Source organism: Kitasatospora sp. NEAU-CNBT7 (assembly GCF_057220535.1).
The window spans coordinates 13,052-34,768 of record NZ_JBXQQB010000026.1 but is presented as its reverse complement, the minus strand read 5'-3'; the positions used below and the strand labels follow the sequence as shown (position 1 = coordinate 34,768).

At 76.0% G+C, this 21,717-nt stretch carries 17 protein-coding genes; 6 read left to right on the top strand and 11 right to left on the bottom strand.

What is annotated here, in order from left to right:
• The first annotated feature begins 56 nt into the window (after positions 1-56).
• A complete protein-coding gene (locus AC2TEW_RS27790) occupies positions 57-4,631 on the top strand; it encodes a hypothetical protein (protein ID WP_484626102.1) in 4,575 nt (1,524 codons plus the stop codon).
• A gap of 39 nt (positions 4,632-4,670) precedes the next feature.
• On the opposite strand, the gene AC2TEW_RS27785 is transcribed toward AC2TEW_RS27790, so the two are convergent.
• The 6 genes from AC2TEW_RS27785 to AC2TEW_RS27760 all read right to left on the bottom strand — a co-directional run bounded on the left by AC2TEW_RS27785 (position 4,671) and on the right by AC2TEW_RS27760 (position 12,742).
• On the bottom strand, positions 4,671-5,510 hold the full coding sequence (locus AC2TEW_RS27785) for an alpha/beta fold hydrolase (RefSeq protein ID WP_484626101.1): 840 nt from the start codon (positions 5,508-5,510) through the stop codon (positions 4,671-4,673).
• Positions 5,511-5,547: 37 nt separating this feature from the next.
• On the bottom strand, positions 5,548-6,084 hold the full coding sequence (locus AC2TEW_RS27780) for a beta-ketoacyl synthase chain length factor (protein ID WP_484626100.1): 537 nt from the start codon (positions 6,082-6,084) through the stop codon (positions 5,548-5,550).
• Positions 6,081-7,160, bottom strand: a complete 1,080-nt coding sequence (locus AC2TEW_RS27775; protein WP_484626099.1) for a beta-ketoacyl-[acyl-carrier-protein] synthase family protein — start codon at positions 7,158-7,160, stop codon at positions 6,081-6,083. The genes AC2TEW_RS27780 and AC2TEW_RS27775 overlap by 4 nt, the downstream gene beginning before the upstream one ends.
• Before the next feature lie 180 nt (positions 7,161-7,340).
• Positions 7,341-7,856 carry a hypothetical protein gene (locus AC2TEW_RS27770; protein WP_484626098.1) on the bottom strand — a complete coding sequence of 172 codons (516 nt, stop codon included), beginning with the start codon at positions 7,854-7,856 and terminating at the stop codon, positions 7,341-7,343.
• Between the two features lie 269 nt (positions 7,857-8,125).
• A complete protein-coding gene (locus AC2TEW_RS27765) occupies positions 8,126-11,071 on the bottom strand; it encodes an acyltransferase family protein (RefSeq protein WP_484626097.1) in 2,946 nt (981 codons plus the stop codon).
• Between the two features lie 15 nt (positions 11,072-11,086).
• On the bottom strand, positions 11,087-12,742 hold the full coding sequence (locus AC2TEW_RS27760) for a glycosyltransferase family 2 protein (protein ID WP_484626096.1): 1,656 nt from the start codon (positions 12,740-12,742) through the stop codon (positions 11,087-11,089).
• Positions 12,743-13,048: 306 nt separating this feature from the next.
• On the opposite strand from AC2TEW_RS27760, the gene AC2TEW_RS27755 reads away from it, so the two are divergent.
• Positions 13,049-13,240: a hypothetical protein gene (locus AC2TEW_RS27755; protein ID WP_484626095.1), complete on the top strand. Its 192-nt coding sequence runs from the start codon at positions 13,049-13,051 to the stop codon at positions 13,238-13,240.
• 12 nt (positions 13,241-13,252) lie between these two features.
• On the opposite strand, the gene AC2TEW_RS27750 is transcribed toward AC2TEW_RS27755, so the two are convergent.
• Positions 13,253-13,627 (bottom strand): ArsR/SmtB family transcription factor, encoded by a 375-nt coding sequence (locus tag AC2TEW_RS27750; protein WP_484626094.1) that lies wholly within the window; start codon positions 13,625-13,627, stop codon positions 13,253-13,255.
• A gap of 99 nt (positions 13,628-13,726) precedes the next feature.
• On the opposite strand from AC2TEW_RS27750, the gene AC2TEW_RS27745 reads away from it, so the two are divergent.
• Positions 13,727-14,818, top strand: coding sequence for an NADH:flavin oxidoreductase/NADH oxidase (locus AC2TEW_RS27745; RefSeq protein ID WP_484626093.1), 1,092 nt, complete (start codon positions 13,727-13,729; stop codon positions 14,816-14,818).
• Between the two features lie 25 nt (positions 14,819-14,843).
• Here the strand turns inward: AC2TEW_RS27745 and AC2TEW_RS27740 are convergent, their stop codons facing one another.
• Both AC2TEW_RS27740 and AC2TEW_RS27735 read right to left on the bottom strand, forming a co-directional pair.
• A complete protein-coding gene (locus AC2TEW_RS27740; RefSeq protein WP_484626092.1) occupies positions 14,844-15,167 on the bottom strand; it encodes a hypothetical protein in 324 nt (107 codons plus the stop codon).
• 138 nt (positions 15,168-15,305) lie between these two features.
• Positions 15,306-16,001, bottom strand: coding sequence for a FadR/GntR family transcriptional regulator (locus AC2TEW_RS27735; protein ID WP_484626091.1), 696 nt, complete (start codon positions 15,999-16,001; stop codon positions 15,306-15,308).
• Positions 16,002-16,146: 145 nt separating this feature from the next.
• Between AC2TEW_RS27735 and AC2TEW_RS27730 the strand changes: the two genes are divergently transcribed.
• Positions 16,147-16,686: a gluconokinase gene (locus tag AC2TEW_RS27730; protein ID WP_484626090.1), complete on the top strand. Its 540-nt coding sequence runs from the start codon at positions 16,147-16,149 to the stop codon at positions 16,684-16,686.
• Positions 16,687-16,697: 11 nt separating this feature from the next.
• Positions 16,698-18,074, top strand: coding sequence for a GntP family permease (locus AC2TEW_RS27725; RefSeq protein WP_484626180.1), 1,377 nt, complete (start codon positions 16,698-16,700; stop codon positions 18,072-18,074).
• Between the two features lie 273 nt (positions 18,075-18,347).
• Here AC2TEW_RS27725 and AC2TEW_RS27720 read toward each other — a convergent pair whose 3' ends face one another.
• Both AC2TEW_RS27720 and AC2TEW_RS27715 read right to left on the bottom strand, forming a co-directional pair.
• Positions 18,348-18,581, bottom strand: coding sequence for a hypothetical protein (locus AC2TEW_RS27720; RefSeq protein ID WP_484626089.1), 234 nt, complete (start codon positions 18,579-18,581; stop codon positions 18,348-18,350).
• A 17-nt stretch (positions 18,582-18,598) separates the two neighbouring features.
• Positions 18,599-19,744 (bottom strand): inorganic phosphate transporter, encoded by a 1,146-nt coding sequence (locus tag AC2TEW_RS27715; RefSeq protein WP_484626088.1) that lies wholly within the window; start codon positions 19,742-19,744, stop codon positions 18,599-18,601.
• 246 nt (positions 19,745-19,990) lie between these two features.
• Between AC2TEW_RS27715 and AC2TEW_RS27710 the strand changes: the two genes are divergently transcribed.
• The gene (locus AC2TEW_RS27710; RefSeq protein ID WP_484626087.1) at positions 19,991-21,691 is read left to right on the top strand and encodes a hypothetical protein; all 1,701 of its coding nucleotides are present in this window, start codon (positions 19,991-19,993) and stop codon (positions 21,689-21,691) included.
• Positions 21,692-21,717: the final 26 nt, after the last annotated feature.

The following is a 21,717-nucleotide window of genomic DNA, read 5'->3' as shown; positions in this document are numbered from 1 at the left end:
GGCCGCGCGGCCCGCGCCCCTGCTATCCGTCCCCGCCCACTGGAGAACCGCCGCACATGTACGAGCTCAACCGGGTCCGCCTGTACTCGATCGGACCGGCCGGCGCCCGCTACGCCGACACGGTGCTCGACCTGCGCGGTGTCGGCGAGCCGGTGGCCGAGCCCCGGCCGCAGCAGATCGGCCTGTTCGGCGAGGAGCCGGAGGGCCCGCAGCGCCGCCCGGCGCCCGCCGGCGTGCTGTTCCTGGAGAACGGCGGCGGCAAGTCCGTCCTGCTCAAGCTGATCTTCTCGGTGATGCTCCCCGGCCACCGCAACACCCTCGGCGGCGCCAGCTCCGGCGTGCTGCGCAAGTTCCTGCTCGCGGACGACTGCGGGCACGTCGCCCTGGAGTGGCAGCACACCGTCACCGGCGAGCTGATCGTGGTCGGCAAGGTCAGCGAGTGGCGCGGCCGGCAGATCTCCTCCGACCCGCGGAAGTTCGCCGAGACCTGGTACTCGTTCCGTCCCGGCCCCGGCCTCACCCTGGACTCCCTCCCGGTGGCCGAGCGCCCGAGCCTCGGCCCGGACACCAAGGCCCGCGGCCGGCGCCGCACCATGAAGGGCTTCCGCGACTCGCTCACCGAGGCCGGCAAGACCCACCCGCACCTGGACCTGGTGTTCGAGGACATCCACGACCGGTGGAACGAGCACCTCGGCGAGCTCGGCCTGGACCCCGAACTCTTCCGCTACCAGCGGGAGATGAACGCGGACGAGGGCGAGGCGGCCGGCCTGTTCGCGGTCAAGCACGACTCCGACTTCACCGACCTGCTGCTGCGGGCCGTCACCGACACCCGCGACACCGACGGCCTGGCCGACCTGGTGCACGGCTTCGCCGCCAAGCTGGGCCGCCGCGCCGAGCTCACCGCCGAGCGCGACTTCACGGCCGGCTCGGTCGACCTGCTGCAGCGCATCGTCGAGGCCACGGCGGCCCGCGAAGGCGTCCGCGAGACGCACCGCGCGGCCGAACGCCGCACCCGCCGGCTCGCCCAGGCGCTCGGCGCCCGGGCCGGCGTCGAACGGGACCGGGTGCACGACCTGGCGATCGAGGTGGCCTCCGCGGCGGGCGCCGTCACCGCCGCCGAGGCGGACCGCACCCGGCACTCGCTGATCACCGCCGAGCTGACCCACCGGCACGCCACCCTGGGGCTGGCCGCCGCCACCGTCGAGGCCGCCGGACTGCGCCGCGAGCTGACCGAGGCCCGCACCCTGCACTCCGCCTGGCAGGCCGCCGAGGCGGTGCTGCGCCAGCGCGCCGCCGCCGACCGGGTGGCCCGGGTCTCGGTCGCGATCCGCGAGGCCGAGCTCGACGCAGCCCCCGCCCTCGCCGCCCGCGCCCAGGCCGCCGGCGCACTGGCCCGGGCCCTGGAGTCGGCCGCGCTCGCCGCCGAGACCAGGGCCGACCAGGAGGAGCTGCGGGCCGGCGAGCTCCAGGAGGACGGTTCCGCCGCACAGGCCGAGGCGACCGCCGCCGCGACCGCCGCCCAGAAGGCCCGCAGCGAGGCGGAGCACCTGCGCCAGCGCCTCGCCGAGGTCGAGCAGGAGACCCAGGCCGCCGTCGAGGCCGGCTGGATCGACCCGAGTTCGCAGGAGCCGGACCCGGCCCGCGCCGCCCTGCACGCCTCGGACGCCGAGAAGGCGGCCACGGCGGCGCTCGTCCAGGCCCGCACCGCCGCCGAGCAGTCCGCGGCCCGGGTCCGCGAGGCCGCCGCCGCCGAGGCCCGCGCCGAGCTGGCCGCCGCCCGCGCCACCGACGCCCGTACCGCCGCCGAACGCGCCCTCGCCGCCGAGCAGCGCACCGCCGCCCAGCTGGCCGCCGAGCCGCGCCTCGCCGACCTGCTCTCGCTCAGCCCCTACCAGGAGGGCGGGGACGAGCAGGAGGGCTTCCTGACGCCCCGTCTCCTCGACGCCAACGCCGAGGACCTGCGCGACCGGCTCGACCAGTCGGTCGCCACCGCCGAGCGGACCCTGTTCGACCTGCGCACCGCCGCCGCCGACGACTCCCGCATCCTGGCCGCGCTCGGCGACGGCGGTCTGCTGCCGCCCGGCCCCGACGTGCTGGCCACCGTCGAGTACCTCGGCGAGCACGGCATCCCCGCGCTGCCCGGCTGGCGCTACCTCGCCCAGTCCGTCGACCCGGGCGACCACGAGGCGATCCTGGCGGCCCGCCCCGAACTGGTCGACGGCGTGGTGGTCACCGACCCGTCCTCGCTGGAGCGCGCCCGCGACGCGCTGCAGGCCGCCGCGCTGCTGCCGCGCTCCACCGTCGCGGTCGGCACCGCCGCGGCGCTGATCGCCCCGATCGAGGCCGAGCCGGCCTTCTTCCTGGTCCCGCCGAACCCGGCCATGCACGACGAACGGGCCGCCGACGACGAGCGCCGCGAGCTGCGCACCCGGGCCACCGCCCGCGAGGAGCACATCCGCGAGCTGGCCGCCCGGCTCGGCGGCGACCGGGCGCTGGCCGCCCGGCTCGCCTCCTGGCACGTCCAGTGCCCGCCCGGCACCCTCGCCGAACTCGCCGACGCCGCCCGGGCGGCCGCCGAGCAGGCCGAGACCGCCGCCGCCGGGCTCGCCACCGTGCGCGCCGACCACACCGAGGCCGAGGCCGACCACGCCGTCGCCGCCGCCCGCCACGAGGAGCTCCGGGAGACCGCCCAGCAGGCCCGCCGGTCCGCCGACGCCCTGGCGGGCCTGGCGTTCCGGCTGCGCGAGCGCGCCAACTGGACCCGCCGGCAGCGCGAGCTCGCCGACGACGCCGCCGAGTGCGAGCGCCGCCGCACCACCTGCGCGGAGCGCGCCCGCACCTGCGACGAGGACCGCCGGGCCGCCCAGCGCGCCGCCGACGACGCCCGCCGCACCGCCCGGACCCTGCGCGCCGAGCGCGCCGAGCTGGCCGGCCTCGCCGAGGACGCCCCCGAGCAGGCCGCCCCGGCCGCCTCGCTGCCCGCCCTGCGCGAGGCCTACCGGGCCGCCTCCCAGCTGTACGAGAAGGTCGGCGTCGGCGCCGACCTGCGGGCCGAGCAGGCCCGCGCCGAGGGCGACGAGGCCGCCGCCGCGGCCGAACTCGACCGGCTCACCAACAAGGTCCGCACCCGCGCCGAGGAACTGCTCGCCAGCCCCGACGGCGCCGACGGCCCGGCCCGCCAGGCCGCCGCCGCGCGCGCCGAGGAACTGGTCGCCACCATCGAGGCCCGCTCCGCCACCGCCAGCGAGCAGCTCGGCCGGCTGCGCGGCGAGGCCGAGCGCTCCGCCCCCGCCGACGGCGAGTCCCACACCGAGCTGCCCGCCGAGCTGGTCCCCACCGACCCCGAGCACGCCCAGGTGCTGCTGCGGACCGCCACCGGCCTGCTCGCCGAGCGCCGCGAGCAGGTCGACGCGGCCCGGACCGTCCACGCCGACCTGCAGCGCACCCTGGAGACCGCCCAGTCCGCCACCGCCGACTTCGAGGAGCTCGCCGCCCAGCTCAGGGACGGCCTGCGCGACCACACCGAGGAGGGTGAACCGCAGCCCGCCGAGCCCTACCTCGGCAGCCTCGCCGACGCCCGCACCGCCGCCACCGAGACCCGGCGCGCCCTGCGGACCGCCGCCGCCGACCTGACCGGCGCCGAACTCGCCGTCCGGGACGCCTCCGACGCGCTGGTGCGGCACGCCAACGCGGCCCGGTACGAGGCCGTCCGCACCCCGGCCCGGCACCAGATCCGCGAGCTGCCCGCGGCCGCCCTGCCGGACCACGCCGCGGCCTGGGCCGCCGCCTTCGCCCCGCGGCTGCGGGTGCTCACCGACGAGCTCGCCCAGCTGGAGCGCAACCGCAGCAGCATCGTCGACCGGCTGCGCGGCCTGGTCGAGTCCTCGCTCGCCACCCTGCGCGCCGCCCAGCGGCTGTCCCGGCTGCCGGAGGGCCTCGGGGAGTGGTCCGGCCAGGAGTTCCTGCGGATCCGCTTCGAGGACCCGGACCACGCGGTGCTGGTCGAGCGGCTCGGCGAGGTGATCGACGAGGCCACCCGGGCCGCTGTGAAGAAGAACTCCGACCTGCGCCGGGACGGCATGTCGCTGCTGCTGCGCGGGGTCGCCGCCGCGATCGGCCCGCGCGGGGTCGGCGTGGAGATCCTCAAGCCGGACGCGGTGCTGCGCGCCGAGCGGGTGAGCGTCGGCCAGATGTCCGACGTCTTCTCCGGCGGCCAGCTGCTCACCGCCGCCATCGCGCTGTACTGCACGATGGCCGCGCTGCGCGCCAACGACCGCGGCCAGTCCCAGCTGCGGCACGCCGGCACGCTCTTCCTGGACAACCCGATCGGCCGGGCCAACGCGACCTACCTGCTGGAGCTGCAGCGGGCGGTCGCGGACGCCCTCGGGGTGCAGCTGATCTACACCACCGGGCTGTTCGACACCACCGCGCTGGCCGAGTTCCCGCTGGTGATCCGGCTGCGCAACGATGCCGACCTGCGGGCCGGCCTGAAGTACATCTCGGTCGAGGAGCACCTGCGTCCTGGCCTGCCCGCCGCGGCCGACCCGGACGGCCCGGCGATCCACGGCGAGATCACCGCCACCCGGATGTTCAAGCGCCCGGCCGAGGCCCCGGCACCCGCGGAAGGCTGAGCCCCGCGCGGGACGCCAGGACCGCCGCGCCGCCGGCGGTCAGGCGTCCGGCGCGCGGCCGCGGGCCGGGGTCCGGGCCGCGGCCAGGGCCTCGGTGAGGTACGAGGCGACCAGCGCGGGCTCCTCGGCGGGGGTGAAGAAGCTCTCGCCGGGCAGGGTGATGACCCGGATCCCGGGGCGGGCGAGCAGCAGGCGGCGTTCGTCGTCGGTGATGCCGCCGTCGCCGCTCTCGCCGTGCACCACCCAGGCCGGTCCGGCCGCGCCGCGCAGCCGGGGCGCGACCGAGCCGTACCGGTCGAGGTACCCGAGGTAGCCGCGCAGGACGCGGCGCATCACCCGGGGGTCGTTGCGGCGCAGGTCCGCGACCAGTTCCGCCTTGCGCCGCGGCGGCAGCGGGCTGTCCTTGGCCGCACCGTCGACGATCTTCAGCATCGCGCTGTACGGCAGGTGGCCCAGCACCAGCGCGAGCCGGTCCAGGGTGCGCAGGAACCGGCTCTCGTCCTGCCGGGAGAAGCTGGGGGCGAGCAGGATCACCGGTCCGCGGAAGCGGCCGGAGGCGGCCATCTCGATCGCCACGTTGGCGCCCATGCTGTGCCCCACCACGACGTCGGCGCCGAGGCCCGCCGCGCACTCGGCGGCGAGCCGGGCGTAGTTCTCCAGTCCGCAGTCGCGCGGCGGGGGAGTGCCGCCGTGCCCGGGGAGGGTGACGGCGGTCAGCCGGACCCCGGCGAGCGCCGGTTCGGCCATCAGCTCGCGGTACTCGTCCGCCGTGCACAGGCCGCCGGGCAGCAGCAGGGCCCGCTGCTCGGCGTCGTCCGGACCGGAGCCGATCCGGTCCCAGCTCAGCCACGACCATCCGTGTCCCGTCGGTTCGGCCATGTCTCCACGGTAGGTCCGCCGTCCGGGGCCCGCCCGGTCAGCCGCCGGGGGCGAGCAGCAGCGCGTGGGCGGTGTCCACCGGGTGCGCCGGGTGGGCGAGGTCGGCGCAGACCAGCAGCACCTCCGCCGCCTCGCCGAGCGTCAGCAGCCGTGCGGCGAGGGCGAGTCCGTCGGTGAGCCGGTCGCCGAGCGGGGTGATCGAGAGCATCGGTCCGGCCAGGCCCCAGCGGGCGGCGACGTGGCCGAGCGCGGCCGTCGGCGCGGACTGGAACAGCAGGGCTTTGGCCACCGGCTCGCCGTGGGTGAGGGCCCGGGCGACGGCGTGCGCGGTGGCCGGGTCCGCGCGCAGCGAGGACAGCAGGAGCGCGGTCCGCTCGCCGTGGGCGGCCGGTGCGGGCGGCTCGCCGTGGCGGGTCCGCAGGCAGTCCTCGGCGACGGCCGTGACCAGCGGCGGGAAGCGGGAGGCCAGGAACCTGCCCTGGTCCGGGCGGGCCGCGGGCGCCCCGGGCGGCGGCCAGTGCGCCTCGGCCAGTACCCGCGGTGCGGGCAGGCGGCGGGGCGGGAGGCCGGTCACACCCGCTCCAGCAGCAGCGCGGTGCAGGTGCCGCCGAATCCGGCGCTGAGGCTGAGCGCGTACCGGGCCCGGGTGGGCCGGGCCCGGCCGAGGACCAGGGTGAGCGGGCAGGCGGGGTCGGGGCCCAGGTGGCCGGCGTTGACGGGGAGCAGCCGGTGCCGCAGGGCCAGGGCGCAGACGGCCAGTTCGACCATCCCGGCGGCGGTCAGGCAGTGGCCGTGCAGGGGTTTGGTGGAGCTGACCGGGACCCTCGAGGCGTGCGGCCCGAGCGCCCGGTGCAGTCCGGCGGCCTCGCTGGGGTCGAAGGCGGGTGTGGCGGTGCCGTGCGCGTTGACGTAGCCGACCGCGTCCGGGCCGAGGCCGGCCCGGTGCAGGGCGGCGGCGACGGCCCGGGCGGTGCCGAGCCCGGTGGGGTGCGGTCGTGCGACGTGGTGGGCGTCGCCGGCCTGTCCCCAGCCCGCGATCCGGGCCAGCGGGGTGGCGCCGCGGCGGCGGGCCTCCGCCGGGCTCTCCAGGACCAGTGCCCCGGCGCCGTCGCCGAGCAGCGGTCCGCGCCGTCCGGTGCTGAACGGGCGGGCGATCCCGTCCGGCGCCAGCACGCCGGAGCTGTCGAAGGAGGCGAAGGTGGACTCGGCGACCAGGTGGCCGGCCGCCACCACCAGCCGTGGGTGTTCCCCGAGGGCGAGCTGGGCGGCGGCGTCCGCGACCGCCGAGGCGGCCGCGGCGCAGGCGCCGGTGTGGATCCGCTGGAGGGCGAGCAGGCCGCAGTCGGCGGCGAGCGAGGCGGTGGGCGGGTCCACGGCGGTGGTGAGGTGGCGGGCCAGGAGCAGCGGGGTGACGGCCCGTTCGGCGGCGGTCAGGCCGGCCCCGGCGCAGGCCCGGTCCACCAGCGCGGCCAGTTCCGCCGTCAGGTCGGGGCTGCCCGGCAGGGTGGCCGCGTACCGGGCGCGGCGGCCGGTGACGCCGAAGCGGGTGACCGGGGAGAGTGCGGGTTCGCCGCTCAGCAGGCCGGTCCAGAGGGGCCCGGGTCCGCTCCCGTACGCGGTCAGGGTGGCCAGCCCGGTGATCACCGCCATCCGGCGGCCTCCCGCGGTGGGCGGCGCAGGGCGGCGGGGCGTGGACGCGTGCCGTGCTCGAAGACGTGCATCGTGCCCGAACGCTATCACCCGTCGTGCCCAACTCCGGGGAGGAGATGCCTTGTTGTACCGGGGCGTCGGGCCGGTCCGACGCCCCGGCGGCGGCTGCTGCGGTGGGGTTCAGGAGACGCGCTTGAGCTGCCAGGCGTTCTTCGCGGTGCTCGGGGTCGAGGTGGGCTGGCAGCCGTTGTCGTAGTACTCGCCCACCGGGGTCCAGCCGGCCGGCGGCAGCATCGAGGAGCAGGCGTTGACGACCGTGCCGACCGGGTAGCCGGTGAGCTGCTTGAGCTGCCAGGAGTTCTTGTTGAAGCCCTGGTTGGGCGCGTAGACGCAGCCGCTGTTGTAGGAGATGGAGACCGCGACCCAGCCGGCGGGCGGGAGGTTGGAGGCGCAGGCGGTGAGGGTGGTCCCGGCGGCGTAGCCGGTGAGCTGCTGCACCTTGCGGATGTTGGGGCTGAACGTCGATCCGCAGCTGGAGCTGTTCCACCACTGGACGTCGACCCAGCCGGTCGGCGTCAGCGAGGACGAGCAGAGGGTGGCGGTGTCGCCGGGCGCGGCCTGCGCGGTGGACAGCGGGACGGCGGTGAGCGCGGCGGCGGCGCCGAGGACGACGGCGGCGGCACGGAGTCGGGTCATGGCCGGCAGGCTCCTGTTCGGTCGGTCCGGGGCGGGGCGGCGGCCCCGCGGTTCCATTCCTAGCCCGGCGGATCGACGGCGAACAGCCTGTTTCCGGCCCTCCGGGCGAGCGGCGCACGGCGGTATCGCCGCAGGCCGGAGGGGTCGGGCGGGCCGGACCCCCGGGGCGCACCGCACATCAGCTGGCGATAAGTCACTCTTTCTCCATATCGGCTGATGTGCATGTCGCCCTGGGGGTGCGTACCGCCCGACCAGGCGGTGACGGTTCGTCAGCCCCGGGTCGCCGCCGACACGTGGCGCACCCGCATCGGGTGCCCCGGTTCGGTCGCCGCGGTGAGCGGGACGCCGTACGCGTCGGGCAGGCCGCCGCCCACCGCCACGTCCAGCACCACGAACATCCCGTGGTGCACCGCCCGGTCCCAGGCCTCGGCCCCGACCTGGTCGGCGCTCACCCGGTGGTACTCGGCGCCGTCCAGGTACCAGCGGACCTGCTCCGGCGCCGTCGAGCGGTCGACCTCCACCGCGTACGTGTGGAACCCCCCGTCCCAGCAGTCCGCACACGGCCGCAGGCCCGAGCCGAGGCCCGCCGGCTCCCGGCACGGACCGCCCTGCGCCGCATCGCAGTGCATCGTGCCGAAGACCGACGGCCGGCCGCCCACCGCCTCCAGCACGTCCAGCTCGCCGACGCCGGGCCAGCCGGTGTACCCGTCGCGCAGCGCGCCGCCCAGCGTCCAGAACGCGGGCCAGTACCCGCCGGCGGCCGGGCCGTCCACCGCCGGCAGCGCGATCGAGGCCTCGATCCGCAGCACACCGCCGGGCGGCGCGGCCAGGTCCGCACGCCGGGTCTCGATCCGGCCCGAACTCCACCGCCCGCCGGCGAGCGTCGGCCGGATCTCCAGCGCACCGGCGCCGTCCAGCCGGACGTTCTCGGCCGAGTCGGTCATCGACTCGACCTCACCGGTGCCCCACTGGGCGGCCGGGCAGCCCGGGTAGCAGGTGCCGAGGTCGTACTGCCACAGGTCCGCGGAGGGCCGGCTCCCCGCCGGGCCGTCGAACTCGTCCCGCAGCAGCTCGGTCCAGCCCGCGCCCCCGGCGGGCGCCCCGGCACCGGCGAGCACCCCGGCCTCGACCAGCAGGCGCTCCAGCCGCGGCGCCAGCACCACCGCCGCCGTGTTGGTCAGGTGCGCGTCGTCCCGGTACAGCACCACCCGGTCCAGCACCGCGGGGCAGCTGCGCCCCGAGCCCGGGCACAGCACCGGGTTGACGGAGACGCTGCGCACGCCCGGCACCGTGCCGGCGGCCACCGCCTCGGCCAGCGGATCCGGCCACAGGCCCGCCGAGCGGGCGAACCCGCAGGCCGTCGGGTCCGCGGTGTGCCCGGACAGGCAGGCGGGCACGTCCAGGCCCGGCACCGGGGTGTCCTGCAGGTAGACGATGGGCGCGCCGGTCGCCCGCAGCGGCTCCAGGGTCTGCTGCCAGCCGCGCAGCAGCTGCTCGCGGTCGGCGGTGTAGCGGTTCAGCGCGGCGACCACGATCAGCTTCGGCCGCGGCCCGCCGCGCAGCCGCTCCAGCACGGCCGACCGCCACTGGTCGCACTCCTGGTAGGCGCGGCCGAGCTGCGGGTTGACCACCGGCACCTGCGGCAGCGGGCAGCCCTGCTTGACCAGCTCCTCCAGCGCCCAGTGCCGTTGCGCCGCGATGCCGAGCAGCGGGGAGAACCACTGTCCGGCGTGCGAGTCGCCGAGCAGCGCGATCCGGCCGGCCGCGGCCGGGTCGCCGAACCGGCAGTCCGGGCTGGTGACGGCGGCCGGCGGCACCTCGCAGGCACCGTCCGGCGGGAAGTCCTGCCGGGCCTGCACCGGATTGGGCACCACCGGGCCGCGGGTGGCCCCGCCCGGCAGCAGCAGTGACGTTCCGTCAGGGTTCCCGGCGGCCAGTCCGGCCAGGTCCACCGGCCCGGCCGGGCCGAGCACCCGCAGCGTCCCGGTCCCCACCACCAGCGCCAGCACCACCGGCAGCACCACCGCCGTCAGGCCCAGCGACAGCCCGCGCCTGGGCAGCTCCGCCACCACCCGGCTGCGCCGCAGCGGCCGCTCCACCCAGCGCATCGCCGCGTACGCGGGCAGCGCGGCGGCGCAGGTCAGCAGCGTCCGCACCGGCCAGCCGAGCGTCCCGAAGCGGGCCTCGGCGAGCACCAGCACCGGCCAGTGCCACAGGTAGAGGTTGTACGAGAGCCGGCCGAGCGCCCGTGGCGCCCGGGTGCCGAGCAGCCGCCCGGCGGCGTGCGCGGCGCGGCCGTCCCGGTCGGTGGTCCCGGCCAGGATCACCGCCGCCGTACCGGCCGTGGGCAGCAGCGCGGCCCACCCCGGGTACGCGGTGGCGGCGTCGAAGCGCAGCACGGACCAGCCGATCGCGGCCAGCCCCGCCCAGCCGAGCAGTTCGCGGGCTGCGCGCGGCCCGCGCAGCCGGTGCCAGGGTGCCACCGCGAGCAGCGCGCCGGCCCCGAACTGCCAGACCCGGGACGGCGTACCGAGGTAGGCGAGGGAGACTGAACCGGCGGTCCAGTGCAGCGCCAGCACGAACGAGGCGGCGGTCAGACCCGCGGCCACGGCACCCAGCACCGGGGTCCGGGCCCGCCGCCGGCGGGCGGTCAGCAGCACCAGCAGGGCCACCAGCGGCGCCCACACCAGGTAGAACTGCTCCTCCACCGCCAGCGACCAGAAGTGCAGCAGCGGGCTCTGGTCCCGCCCGGCGGCCAGGTAGTCGGTCTGCAGGCCGATGAAGCGCCAGTTGGCGACCGACAGGGCGGCCGCCAGCACGTCGTGCTCCAGGTCGGTACGGCGCAGCGGCACGGTCAGCCAGGCACCGGCGACCGCCACCACGGCCAGCACCAGTGCGGCGGACGGCAGCAGGCGGCGGGCCCGGCGGGAGAAGAACTCGGCGAGGTGGATCCGGCCGTCGGCGGCGGCCTCCCGGACCAGCAGGCCCGTGATCAGGTAGCCGGACAGGACGAAGAAGACGTCGACGCCGACGAATCCGCCGGCCAGGCCGGGGACGGCGGCGTGGAAGCCGAGGACGGCGAGGACCGCGACGGCGCGCAGCCCCTCGAGGTCCGGGCGGAAGCGGCGTGCGCCGGGGGCGGGCCGCGGGGCGAGCACGGTGAGCGGGTCGGTCCGGTGGTCGGGCCGCTGGTCGGGGTCGGCGCTGATGGACACGGGTGTGACGACCTTTCAGCCCAGCCAGGGCAGCATCGGCGCCACCCAGCCGGAGGCGAGCAGTGCGGTCAGGGCGAGCGAGCTGGTCACGGCCAGCGCCTCGGGCCAGCGGCGCGGACGCATCGAGGGCCGGGCCCGGCCGGGGCGCTGCGCACCGCGCAGCTCGACGGCGAGGTCGCGGACCAGCGGCAGCCCGATCTGGGCCTGGACCAGCAGGTACAGGCCGAGGCCCCAGGTCGGCCACCAGCCGTACGCCGCGACGGCGAGGGCGAGGCCGACGGCGGTGGCGGCGAGGACGCCGGCCGTCCAGACCATGGTCACCAGCACCACCCGGCGGGCCATCCCGCCGGGGCGGGCGCGTCCGGCGCCGGTGGGCACCCAGGCGGCGCTGCGTCCGCGCAGGGTGTGCAGGAGGGCGGCGCCGGCGGCGAAGGCCATCAGGGTGTTGGCCCGGATCACCTCGATCCGCCAGCGGGTCCGGCTGACCCTGGGCAGCAGCACGTGCCACAGCCACAGCAGCGAGATCAGCGGCAGCGCGTACCAGGCCCGGATCTGGCCGGGGAACCAGAACAGCATGACCAGCGGTGGCAGCGGGGCGGTGAGGATGTTGACGAACATGGTCAGGTAGCCGACCACGCCCTCGTAGTAGCACAGCCGCATCCGCCAGGGCAGTCCCAGCCGGGCCAGCTCGGAGCCGCCGAGCAGGTGCAGGTTGCCCATCGCCCAGCGGTACTGCTGGTTGACGAAGGGGGCGAGGCCCGCGGGGGAGGTGCCCTTGGCGACCAGCACCGGCACGTACACGGTGCGGTAGCCGCGCCCGTGCAGGGCGAGGCCGGTGTACATGTCCTCGCTGTGGTCGAGCCGGGCGAAGCCGCCGGCGGCTTCGATCGCGGCGCGCCGGTAGACGGCGTTGCTGCCGCAGCAGATCGCCGCGTCGCTGGCGTCGCGGGAGGGCTGGATCCAGCGGAAGAACCACTCCTGGGCGGCCCCGGCGGCGCGTTCGATCCAGCCCATCGACGGGTCGGTGTCGAAGCACTGCGGGCTCTGCACGATGCCGACCCCGGGGTCGGCCAGGTACGGCACCAGGTGGTGCAGGAAGTCGGGCCGGGGGGCGAAGTCGGCGTCCAGGATGGCGATGAACTCGCCGTCGCCGAGGCCGAGCGCGTGGTTGAGGTTGCCGGCCTTCTTCAGGTGGCCGCGGTCGGGCCGCACCACGTACCGGTAGCCGTGGGCGCCGGCCAGGGCGGCGACCTCGGGGCGGTCGGCGTCGTCGAGCACCCAGACGGTCAGCGCGCCGGGCCAGCGCAGGCCGGCGACCGCGCGGTAGGCGTTGGCGAGCACCGGCAGCGGTTCGCCGCAGGTCGGCAGGTAGAGGCCGACGGCCGGGGCGGTGGCGGGCCGCCAGGCGGCCAGCAGCAGTTCGTGCGAGCGGCGGGTGAAGCGGCGCCCGCGCAGCCCGTTCACGCAGGACAGCACCAGGGCGACCAGGTTGAGCGCGAGCACGGCCAGGAACGGCCAGAGCGCGGCGGTGCGCAGCGAGAAGGACACCATGGTCAGCGCGGAGCAGACGAAGGCGAGCGAGGAGCAGATCGGCACCCAGCGGCGCTGCGGGCCGAAGTACCAGTAGAGCTCGCGGTCGGTCGGTGGTGCCGGTAGGTGATCGGCAGTCATAGGGCCCCCACAGCCGTCGAATTGGGACGTCTCGGGGTCAGGCTACCGGATTGGTATAGACCATCTGTCGATCAAGGATGAACACCCGGACAACTCCGGTGACGGGCGCGTTGCGCCCGGTCGCGGGCGGGCCCGCGGGTGGGCCGGTGCGGCCGACGCGCGGCGGCGGGATCACTCCATCGTGGGCGTGGCGCAGGTCGGACCGGCAGCTGGTTGATGATTTGTCGGCATTCGTCCATGCTGGACGCCCGGGCGGAACTTCCCCGGGCAGCGGGTCTTCGTCCACATCGGCACCGGAGGGCGGCCGTGACAGAGAACTTCGGCGTGGAGCTTCGCGAGCAGCTGGCATCGGCCCGCCGGGCGCTGGAGCAGGCGCGGGCCGAGGGGGACGAGGACGGCGTGGACGCCTACCGGGGCCGGATCACCGCCCTGCTGCGGATCGCCGCCCGCAACGGCATCGACCTCCCGCACACCGCCGAGGAGGGCCGGGAGGACTGACCGTCCGGCCGCTCAGGGGCGGTCGGCGTCGCGCTGCGCCGCCAGTGCGGCGACCACGCTCTCCAGCAGGCCCGGGTACAGCCGGGCCAGGTCGTCCCGGCGCAGCGCGTTCATCTTCGAGGTGCCCTTGCGCCACTGCCGGATCACGCCGGCCTCGCGCAGCACCCGGAAGTGGTGGGTGCTGGTGGACTTGGTCACCGGCAGCTCGATGGCGAGGCAGTTCAGCGCCGCCCCCGGTGCGGCCAGCTCGGCCACGATCCGCAGCCGGACCGGGTCGGCGAGCGCGTGCAGCACGCACTCCAGCCGGATCTCGTCGGTGCCGGGCTCGGGCAGGGCGGTGCACGCCTCCGCCGCCCCGGGCGCTGTCTCCGCTGTGGTCTGGTGCACACCTCATGGTATGAGAGTTCTCGTAGTTTGACAGTTCTCGTAGTACGGCGGCTATCGTACGAACGTCACCGTGACCCCGCCGCCTTCCGGAGGACCCGCATGAGTGCCCTGTTCGAGCCGCTCACCCTGCGCTCGCTGACCATTCCCAACCGGGTCTGGATGTCGCCGATGTGCATGTACTCCGCCGCCGCCGAAGGGCCCGAGGAGGGCGTGGCCACCGACTTCCACCTGGCCCACCTCGGCTCCCGCGCCGCCGGCGGCACCGGACTGGTGATGGTCGAGGCCACCGGGGTGCGCCCCGAGGGCCGGATCTCCCCGTACGACCTCGGACTGTGGAACGACCGGCAGCAGCAGGCGCTGGCCCGGGTCGCCGCCCTTGTCGCGGGCCACGGCGCGGTCCCGGCGATCCAGCTCGCCCATGCCGGGCGGAAGGCCTCGTCCCGGCAGCCGTGGCTCGGCGGCACGCCGGTCGACGCCGCCGACGGCGGCTGGCAGCCGGTCGGCCCGTCCCCGCTCGCCTTCGGCGCCCACCCGCTGCCGCACGAGCTGAGCGTCGAGGAGATCGCCGAGGTGGTCCGGTCCTTCGCCGACGCCGCCGAGCGGGCGCTGGCCGCCGGCTTCCAGGTGGCCGAGGTGCACGGCGCCCACGGCTACCTGATCCACTCCTTCCTGTCCCCGGCGGCCAACCACCGCACCGACGGCTACGGCGGCTCCTTCGCCGGGCGGGCCCGGCTCGCCCTGGAGGTGACCGCCGCGGTGCGCGCCGTCTGGCCGCAGGAACTGCCGGTGTTCTTCCGGGTCTCCGCCACCGACTGGCTGCCCGGGGAGCCGAGTTGGACCCCGGAGGAGAGCGTCCTGCTGGCCAAGGAGCTCGCCGCCGCCGGCGCCGACCTGGTCGACGTCTCCAGCGGCGGCCTCGCCCCGCACGCCGAGATCACCACCGGCCCCGGCTACCAGGTGCCGTTCGCGGCCGGGATCCGGGCCGTGGCCGGGCTGCCGGTCAGCGCCGTCGGCATGATCACCGAGCCCGAGCAGGCCGAGCGGATCCTGCGCGACGGTCACGCCGACGCCGTGATGCTCGGCCGCGAACTGCTGCGCAACCCGTACTGGGCGCACGACGCCGCCCGCGCCCTGGGCGCCGAGCGCCGCTGGCCCCGGCAGTACGGCTTCGCCGTCGGCAGCCGCGGCTGACCCGGGGGGCGGGACCCGGGGCCGGTCAGCCCCGCGAAGGCGCCCGGCGGCCGTCCACCGCCGGGCGGCCTCGCGCCTTCTCCCGGCTGCCGGCCAGCGGCGACTGGGCGTGCGGCCCGCGCGCCCGCTGGGCCGCGATCTGACGGGCGATCACGATCTCCAGCAGGCACCAGGCGCAGCCGAACACCCCGAGCGCCATGCCCAGCAGCGCCGGTGTCAGCAGGCCGCTGCGGGCGTACGAGGCGAGGACCGCCACCATCAGTGCCACCAGGGTGAAGGCGACGCAGAGCACGGCCCGGACGGCGGCGGACCGCACCTCGTCCGGGAGTCGGCGGCGTGCGGCGGACATTCGGCAACCCCCCAAGGCTGGCGCCCCGCACGGCGCGCGGGCGCATGGCGCGCGCCGGTACGACCGACGGTGGCGCGTCCACGGCCCAGCCTGCCCCCTGCACCCCGGATCATTCCACCCGTCCGGCGGGCGCCCGGCTCAGTCCAGGGTCGCGTCCAGCTCCTCCAGCGCCCCCAACACGATGGTGCGCATCGCCCGTTCGGCCGATTCCGGATCGCCGGCGCAGATCGCCTCCGCGACCTCGCGGTGCAAGCGCACCGCGTACTCGCGCGGCTGGTGCGGCATCAGGTGGTGCTCGGTCCGGCCGGTCAGCACCGCGCCGACGGTGTCGCCCAGGTGGGCGAACATCTCGTTCCCGCTGGCCCGCAGCACCGCCGCGTGGAACGCGATGTCGTGCCGCAGGAAGGTCTCCAGGTCGGCGGCGCGGGCGCTGACGGTCAGTTCGACGGTCAGCGCGCTCAGCTCCCGCCGGTCGTCGTCACCGGCCTGACGGGCCGCCAGCGCGGCCGCGGCCGGTTCGACCGCGACCCGCAGCGAGCCGAGCGAACGCAGCTGCGCGGCCCGGCCGCTCCCCGCCAGCCGCCAGCGGATCACCAGCGGGTCGAACACGTCCCAGTCGCGCTGCGGCAGCACCGTCGAGCCGACCCGCCGCCGGGACTCGACCATCCGCATCGACTCCAGGATCCGCACCGCCTCCCGCACCACCGTGCGCGAGACGCCGTAGCGCTCCTCCAGCTCCTCGGCGCGCAGCACCGTACCGGCCGGGAGCTCCCCCGAGGCGATGGCCGGACCGAGGTCCGCGAGCAGTCGGCCCGGCAGGCCCTGGATCTCCATCGGGCCAGCCTAGTGCCGCACCAGGCGCGGATCGCCCGGCACCAGCGACCCGTAAAAGTATGACGATTAAGTTTCATCCTCTTGAATAAGTCATACCTTTGCGTCACAGTTGCCCGCGGAACAGGCAGAACAGGAGCACCACCCCATGGCTCTCACCGTCGAGAACCAGCCGCCCGTGATCGTCGTCATGGGCGTCTCCGGCGTCGGCAAGACCACCGTCGCCGAACTGCTGGCCGGCCTCCTCCACCTGCCCCACGCGGAGGCCGACGACTTCCACCCGGCGGCCAACATCGCCAAGATGTCGGCCGGCATCCCGCTGGACGACCGGGACCGGCAGCCCTGGCTGACCGCCCTGGGCGGCTGGCTCGGCGAACGCCGGGCCGCCGGGACCGGGGGAGTGGTCACCTGTTCCGCGCTCAAACGCCGCTACCGCGACACCCTGCGCGCCCACTGCCCCGACGCGTTCTTCCTCCACCTCAGCGGCGACCACCGCCTGGTCGAGGACCGCCTCGCCCACCGCAGCGGCCACTTCATGCCGGCCTCGCTGCTCGACTCCCAGTACGCCGCCCTGGAACCGCTCGGACCCGACGAGCGCGGCGCCGTCCTGGACGTCGGCCCCGCCCCCCACGACCTCGCCGAGATGGCCGCACAGCTGGTGCGGCCCGTCAATGGAGACCTCGCGTGACCACCAGAGCGCTGCTCGCGGCCGCCCCACCGGCCCTGCCCCACACCGGCGACGACACCACGCTGCTGATCGCGGTGCTGCTCAGCATCGCCGCCATCGTGCTGCTGATCACCAAGCTGAAGCTGCACCCCTTCCTCGCCCTGACCCTCGGCTCGGGCCTGCTGGCCGCCGTGGCCGGGGCGCCGTTCGACAAGCTGACCAGCAGCTTCGCCACCGGTTTCGGTGCCACCGTCAGCGGCGTCGGCCTGCTGATCGGCCTCGGCGCGATGCTCGGCAAACTGCTCGCCGACTCCGGCGGGGCCAACATCATCGCCGACACCGTGCTGGCCCGCTCCGGCCGCCGGGCGCTGCCCTGGGCGATGGCGCTGATCGCGGCGGTGCTCGGCCTGCCGCTGTTCTTCGAGGTCGGCGTGGTGCTGCTGGTGCCGATCGTGCTGCTGGTCGCCCGGCGCGGCAACGTCCCGCTGCTGCGGATCGGCATCCCCGCCCTGGCCGGCCTGTCCGTCCTGCACGGCCTGGTCCCCCCGCACCCCGGCCCGCTGGTCGCCGTCGACGCGCTCAAGGCCGACCTCGGCATCACCCTGGCGCTCGGCCTGCTGATCGCCGTCCCCACCCTGGTGGTGGCCGGGCCGCTGTTCGCCCGGGTCGCCGAACGCTGGGTCGGGCCGCTGGAGGTACCCGCTGCCCAGCCTCCCGCCGAGGCCGAACGCCCCGAGCACGCACCCCGGTTCGGCGCCGTCCTGGCCACCATCCTGCTGCCGGTCGCCCTGATGCTCGGCAAGGCCCTGGTCGACGTGGTGGTCGACGACCCGAAGGCCACCGCACAGCGGATCTTCGACTTCATCGGTTCCCCGCTGGTGGCGCTGCTCGCCGCGACCCTGCTCGGCATGGTCACCCTCGGCCGGGCGGCCGGCTTCGACAAGGCCCGGATCTCCGCCACCGTGGCGGGGTCGCTGGCCCCGATCGCCGGCATCGTCTTCATCGTCGGCGCCGGCGGCGGCTTCAAGCAGACCCTGATCGACGTCGGCGTCGGTGAGGCGGTCAGCCAGTGGGCCGGCCGCTGGCACATCTCCGCCCTGCTGCTCGGCTGGCTGATCGCCGTCCTGATCCGGCTCGCCACCGGCTCCGCCACGGTGGCCACCATCACCGCCGCCGGCATCGTCGCGCCGCTCGCCGCCGGGATGTCCAGCACCCACGCGGCCCTGCTGGTGCTCGCCATCGGCGCCGGCTCGCTGTTCTTCTCGCACGTCAACGACGCCGGCTTCTGGCTGGTCAAGGAGTACTTCGGGATGACGGTCGGTCAGACCGTCAAGTCCTGGTCGGTGATGGAGACGGTGATCTCGGTGGTCGCCATCGCCCTGATCATGCCGCTCAGCCTGATCGTCTAGGCCGCGTCGGGCAGCCTTCGCCCATCGAGGAGCGGTGTCCGCCGCGGGCCGGCCGGAGATCCTCGTACCGGACGTACGCGGGCTTTCGGCCGGTGTGCCGGGAGTGCGTGCCGGGCGCCGCGGCGGGGCGAAGGTCGCCCGACGCGCCGGCCGGCGTCGCGTCGGACGGCTCCGGCCCGCCGGGGAGCGGCACGCGCACCCGGCGGCAGCGGCCGGCCCCGCGACCGCCCGCCCCCGCGACCGTCGGCGACCGGACCGCCCGGCCCGGCCCGGTCAGTTGTGGAACTGCGGGATGATCAGATACAGCCCGTAGGCCACGGCGGCCGCGCAGGCCAGGAAGCACAGCGCGGCCCCCGCCAGGGCGGCGGCCGAGGTCCGGCCGCCGTCCTTGGCGTCCTGGTAGGCCAGCGTCGACCGCACCCCCAGGGTGAACACCACGGCCACCCCGACCGTCGCGCCGATGCTCACGGCGGTCACCTCGCCCAGCGCACTCCAGTGCAGTGCCACGGCGCCTCCTGTCCGGCTCAGCCGCCCGCGGGCGCGGGCTGCGGGTTGACCGTCACGGTCCGGGAGTCGTTGACGTTGTCGGCGGTGACCGGGCTGCGCCGCGACAGCAGGTAGATCACCCCGGCCGTGGCCACGGCGACCACCGCCACCGCCACCGTGCCGGCCGTACCGCCGTGCACCACGACCGCGGCGGCGGCCCCGCCGACCAGGCCGGCCGCCGGCAGCGTCACCAGCCAGGCGATCACCATCCGGCCGGCCGTCGACCAGCGGACCTCCGAGCCGCGGCGGCCGAGCCCGGCGCCCATGATGCTGCCGCTGCAGACCTGGGTGGTGGAGAGCGCGAACCCCAGGTGGGCGGAGCTCAGGATGACCGTCGCGGAGGCGGTCTCGGCGGAGAAGCCCTGGGGCGAGCGGATGTCCGCCAGCCCCCGGCCGAGCGTCCTGATGATGCGCCAGCCCCCCAGGTAGGTCCCCAGGCCGATCGCCAGGCCCGAGGTGAGGACCACCCAGGTCGGCGGCCCGGCGCCGGTCGACAGCGCACCGGCGGCGATCAGGCTGAGGGTGATCACGCCCATGGTCTTCTGGGCGTCGTTGGTGCCGTGGGCCAGCGAGACCAGTGAGGCCGAGCCGATCTGCCCGAACCGGAAGCCCTTGGTGACCGACTCCTCGTCGGCCCGTCCGCTGAGCCGGTAGGCCAGGTAGGTGGCCAGCGCCGCGGCGACCCCCGCCACCACCGGCGCGGCGAACGCCGGGATGATGATCTTCTCCAGCACCTCGTCGAAGTTCACGGCCTTCTGCCCGGCACCGACCCAGGTGGCGCCGATCAGCCCGCCGATCAGCGCGTGCGAGGAGCTCGAGGGGAGCCCGAGCAGCCAGGTGAACAGGTTCCAGAGGATCGCGCCGACCAGCCCCGCGAAGATCATCCCCAGGGTGACCAGACCGTCGTCGACGATGCCCCCCGAGATGGTCTTGGCGACCGCCGTCGACAGGAACGCGCCGACGACGTTGAGCACCGCGCTCACCAGCACCGCCACCCGTGGCGGGAGCGCACGGGTGGCGATCGAGGTCGCCATCGCGTTCGCGGTGTCGTGGAAGCCGTTGGTGAAGTCGAACGCCAGAGCTGTGATGATCACCATCACGAGAAGGAACGTGACGTGGGACATGCAGCCAGTAGACCAGCGCACGGCCGCCGCGGACGCAACGACACTCGCCCCGGACGGGCGGCGCACCCGGCCGCGGGTGGCATACGGACGGCCCCTCCGGGCCGGGGCCGCCCGAAGGTCCGTACCCGGACCGGATGAACCCGGGCGCGCCCGGATCCGTTCCGCATGACGTCCGCCCGGCCCGGCCCGGCGCCGGCCGCCGCCCCGCCCTGCCCTGCCCGCCCGAGAGATCGGTGGAACGCCGTCATGGCCCTGTCCAAGAGCGCCTCACTGATCAGCGCGGTCGCGCTGGTCCTGCTCAGCGCCCCCTGCGCAGCGGCGGCCGCGCCGCCCGCCGCGCCCGGCGGCGCCACCGTGACGGTCGGCGCCGCGATGGCGGGCGGCGCGGCCGTCCGCGACGACTTCCTCGGGTTCAGCTACGAATCGGCGCACCTGGCGACCGGTGAGTTCGACACCCAGGGCAACTACCCGCGGCTGCTCGAGAACCTCGGCACCGGGGTCCTGCGGTTCGGCGGCAACACCGTCGACAAGGACTTCGACGGCGCCTCGCCCGCGGCGCTGGCGGGACTGCGGCGGCTGACCGACGCCACCGGATGGCGGGTGATCTACTCCGAGCCCGGCGCGCACTTCGACGCGGCCCGCACCACCAAGGACGCCGCCGCCGTCAGCGCCGCGCTCGGGCCCGCCCTGACCGCCATCGCCTGCGGCAACGAGCCGAGCAGCTGGACGAGCAAGGGCTACCGGCCGGACGGCTGGGGCTCCGAGCAACTCGCCGCCGAGGCGCAGCGCTGCCTGGACGCGATCCGCAAGGGCGCCCCGCAGGTGCCGTTCGCCGGCCCGGAACTCGCCAGTACCGGGATGCTGCCCGCCTACGCCGGGTGGGCCAAGGGGAGGATCGGCCAGCTCGACCAGCACTACTACGCGATCAGCGGCTGCAGGTCGAAGGACGCCACGGCGGCCGGCCTGCTCTCCCGCGAACGCGCCTCGGCCGCGGCGAGCACCGTCGGCAAGCTGTCCGCCACGGCGGCCGGCCTCGGCGTCCCGCTGCGGCTGTCGGAGACCAACTCGATCTCCTGCGGCGGCATCGGCGGTGTCACCGACGGCTACGCCTCGGCGCTGTGGATGGCGGACTTCCTGCTCACGGCCGCCGAGCACGGCGCGGCCGGGGTCAACATCCACGGCGGCCTCTCCGGCACCTACCTCACCGGCGCGCTGGGCAACGCGTACAGCCCGATCCTGTCCGACGGGCCGCACCACTACACCGCCGCACCGTCCTACTACGGCATGCTGCTGGCCCACCGGCTCGGCACCGGCGCGCTGCTGGAGGCGAAGGTCTCCGGCGGCGGGAACCTCGCCGCGCACGCCGTCCGCAACGCCGACGGCTCCACCCGGGTCCTGCTGGAGAACCTCGACGGCACGGCCGCGCCGGTCGGCGTCCAGCTGGGCACGGCCACCGGGGTGTCGGTGCTCACCATGACCGCCCCCGGCCTCGACGCCAGGACCGGGGTGAAGATCCAGGGCGCCTCGGTGGCGGCCGACGGGAGTTTCACCCCCGGTGCGCCGGACCACGCGGACTGCCCCGGCGGCACCTGCCGGCTCACCCTGGCGCCGTACACCGCGGTGGTGCTGTCGACCGACCCGGCCACCACCGGCCGGACGCCCGCGCCGGCCACCCCGTCCCCGGTCCCGTCCCGGACCCCGACCGGCGGGCCCTCGCCGACCACCGGCCCGAGCACCTCCGCGACGGCCGCGGCCGGACCCTCGACCGGCCCGTCCACGGCCACCCCGCGCCCGGCCACCCCGCCCCCGGCCGCCGGCGGTGAACTCGCCTCCACCGGCGCCCACGGCACCGAGCTGATGGCCCTGAGCGCCGGTACCGGCCTGATCCTCCTCGGCGGAGCACTCTTCGCCGCCCACCACCGCCGCGGCACCCACCGCCGCCCCTGAGCCCGCCGCCCCTGAGGCCGCCGCCC

What these genes read in the sequence shown, in the direction of transcription:
- AC2TEW_RS27770 (WP_484626098.1), bottom strand. Translation starts at nt 7,856, where the DNA reads ATGACCCGACTCCGTGCCGCCGCCGTCGTCCTCGGCGCCGCCGCCGCG.
- AC2TEW_RS27715 (WP_484626088.1), bottom strand. Translation starts at nt 19,744, where the DNA reads ATGTCCCACGTCACGTTCCTTCTCGTGATGGTGATCATCACAGCTCTG.
- AC2TEW_RS27745 (WP_484626093.1), top strand. Translation starts at nt 13,727, where the DNA reads ATGAGTGCCCTGTTCGAGCCGCTCACCCTGCGCTCGCTGACCATTCCC.
- AC2TEW_RS27740 (WP_484626092.1), bottom strand. Translation starts at nt 15,167, where the DNA reads ATGTCCGCCGCACGCCGCCGACTCCCGGACGAGGTGCGGTCCGCCGCC.
- AC2TEW_RS27710 (WP_484626087.1), top strand. Translation starts at nt 19,991, where the DNA reads ATGGCCCTGTCCAAGAGCGCCTCACTGATCAGCGCGGTCGCGCTGGTC.
- AC2TEW_RS27735 (WP_484626091.1), bottom strand. Translation starts at nt 16,001, where the DNA reads ATGGAGATCCAGGGCCTGCCGGGCCGACTGCTCGCGGACCTCGGTCCG.
- AC2TEW_RS27785 (WP_484626101.1), bottom strand. Translation starts at nt 5,510, where the DNA reads ATGGCCGAACCGACGGGACACGGATGGTCGTGGCTGAGCTGGGACCGG.
- AC2TEW_RS27730 (WP_484626090.1), top strand. Translation starts at nt 16,147, where the DNA reads ATGGCTCTCACCGTCGAGAACCAGCCGCCCGTGATCGTCGTCATGGGC.
- AC2TEW_RS27775 (WP_484626099.1), bottom strand. Translation starts at nt 7,160, where the DNA reads ATGGCGGTGATCACCGGGCTGGCCACCCTGACCGCGTACGGGAGCGGA.
- AC2TEW_RS27760 (WP_484626096.1), bottom strand. Translation starts at nt 12,742, where the DNA reads ATGACTGCCGATCACCTACCGGCACCACCGACCGACCGCGAGCTCTAC.
- AC2TEW_RS27790 (WP_484626102.1), top strand. Translation starts at nt 57, where the DNA reads ATGTACGAGCTCAACCGGGTCCGCCTGTACTCGATCGGACCGGCCGGC.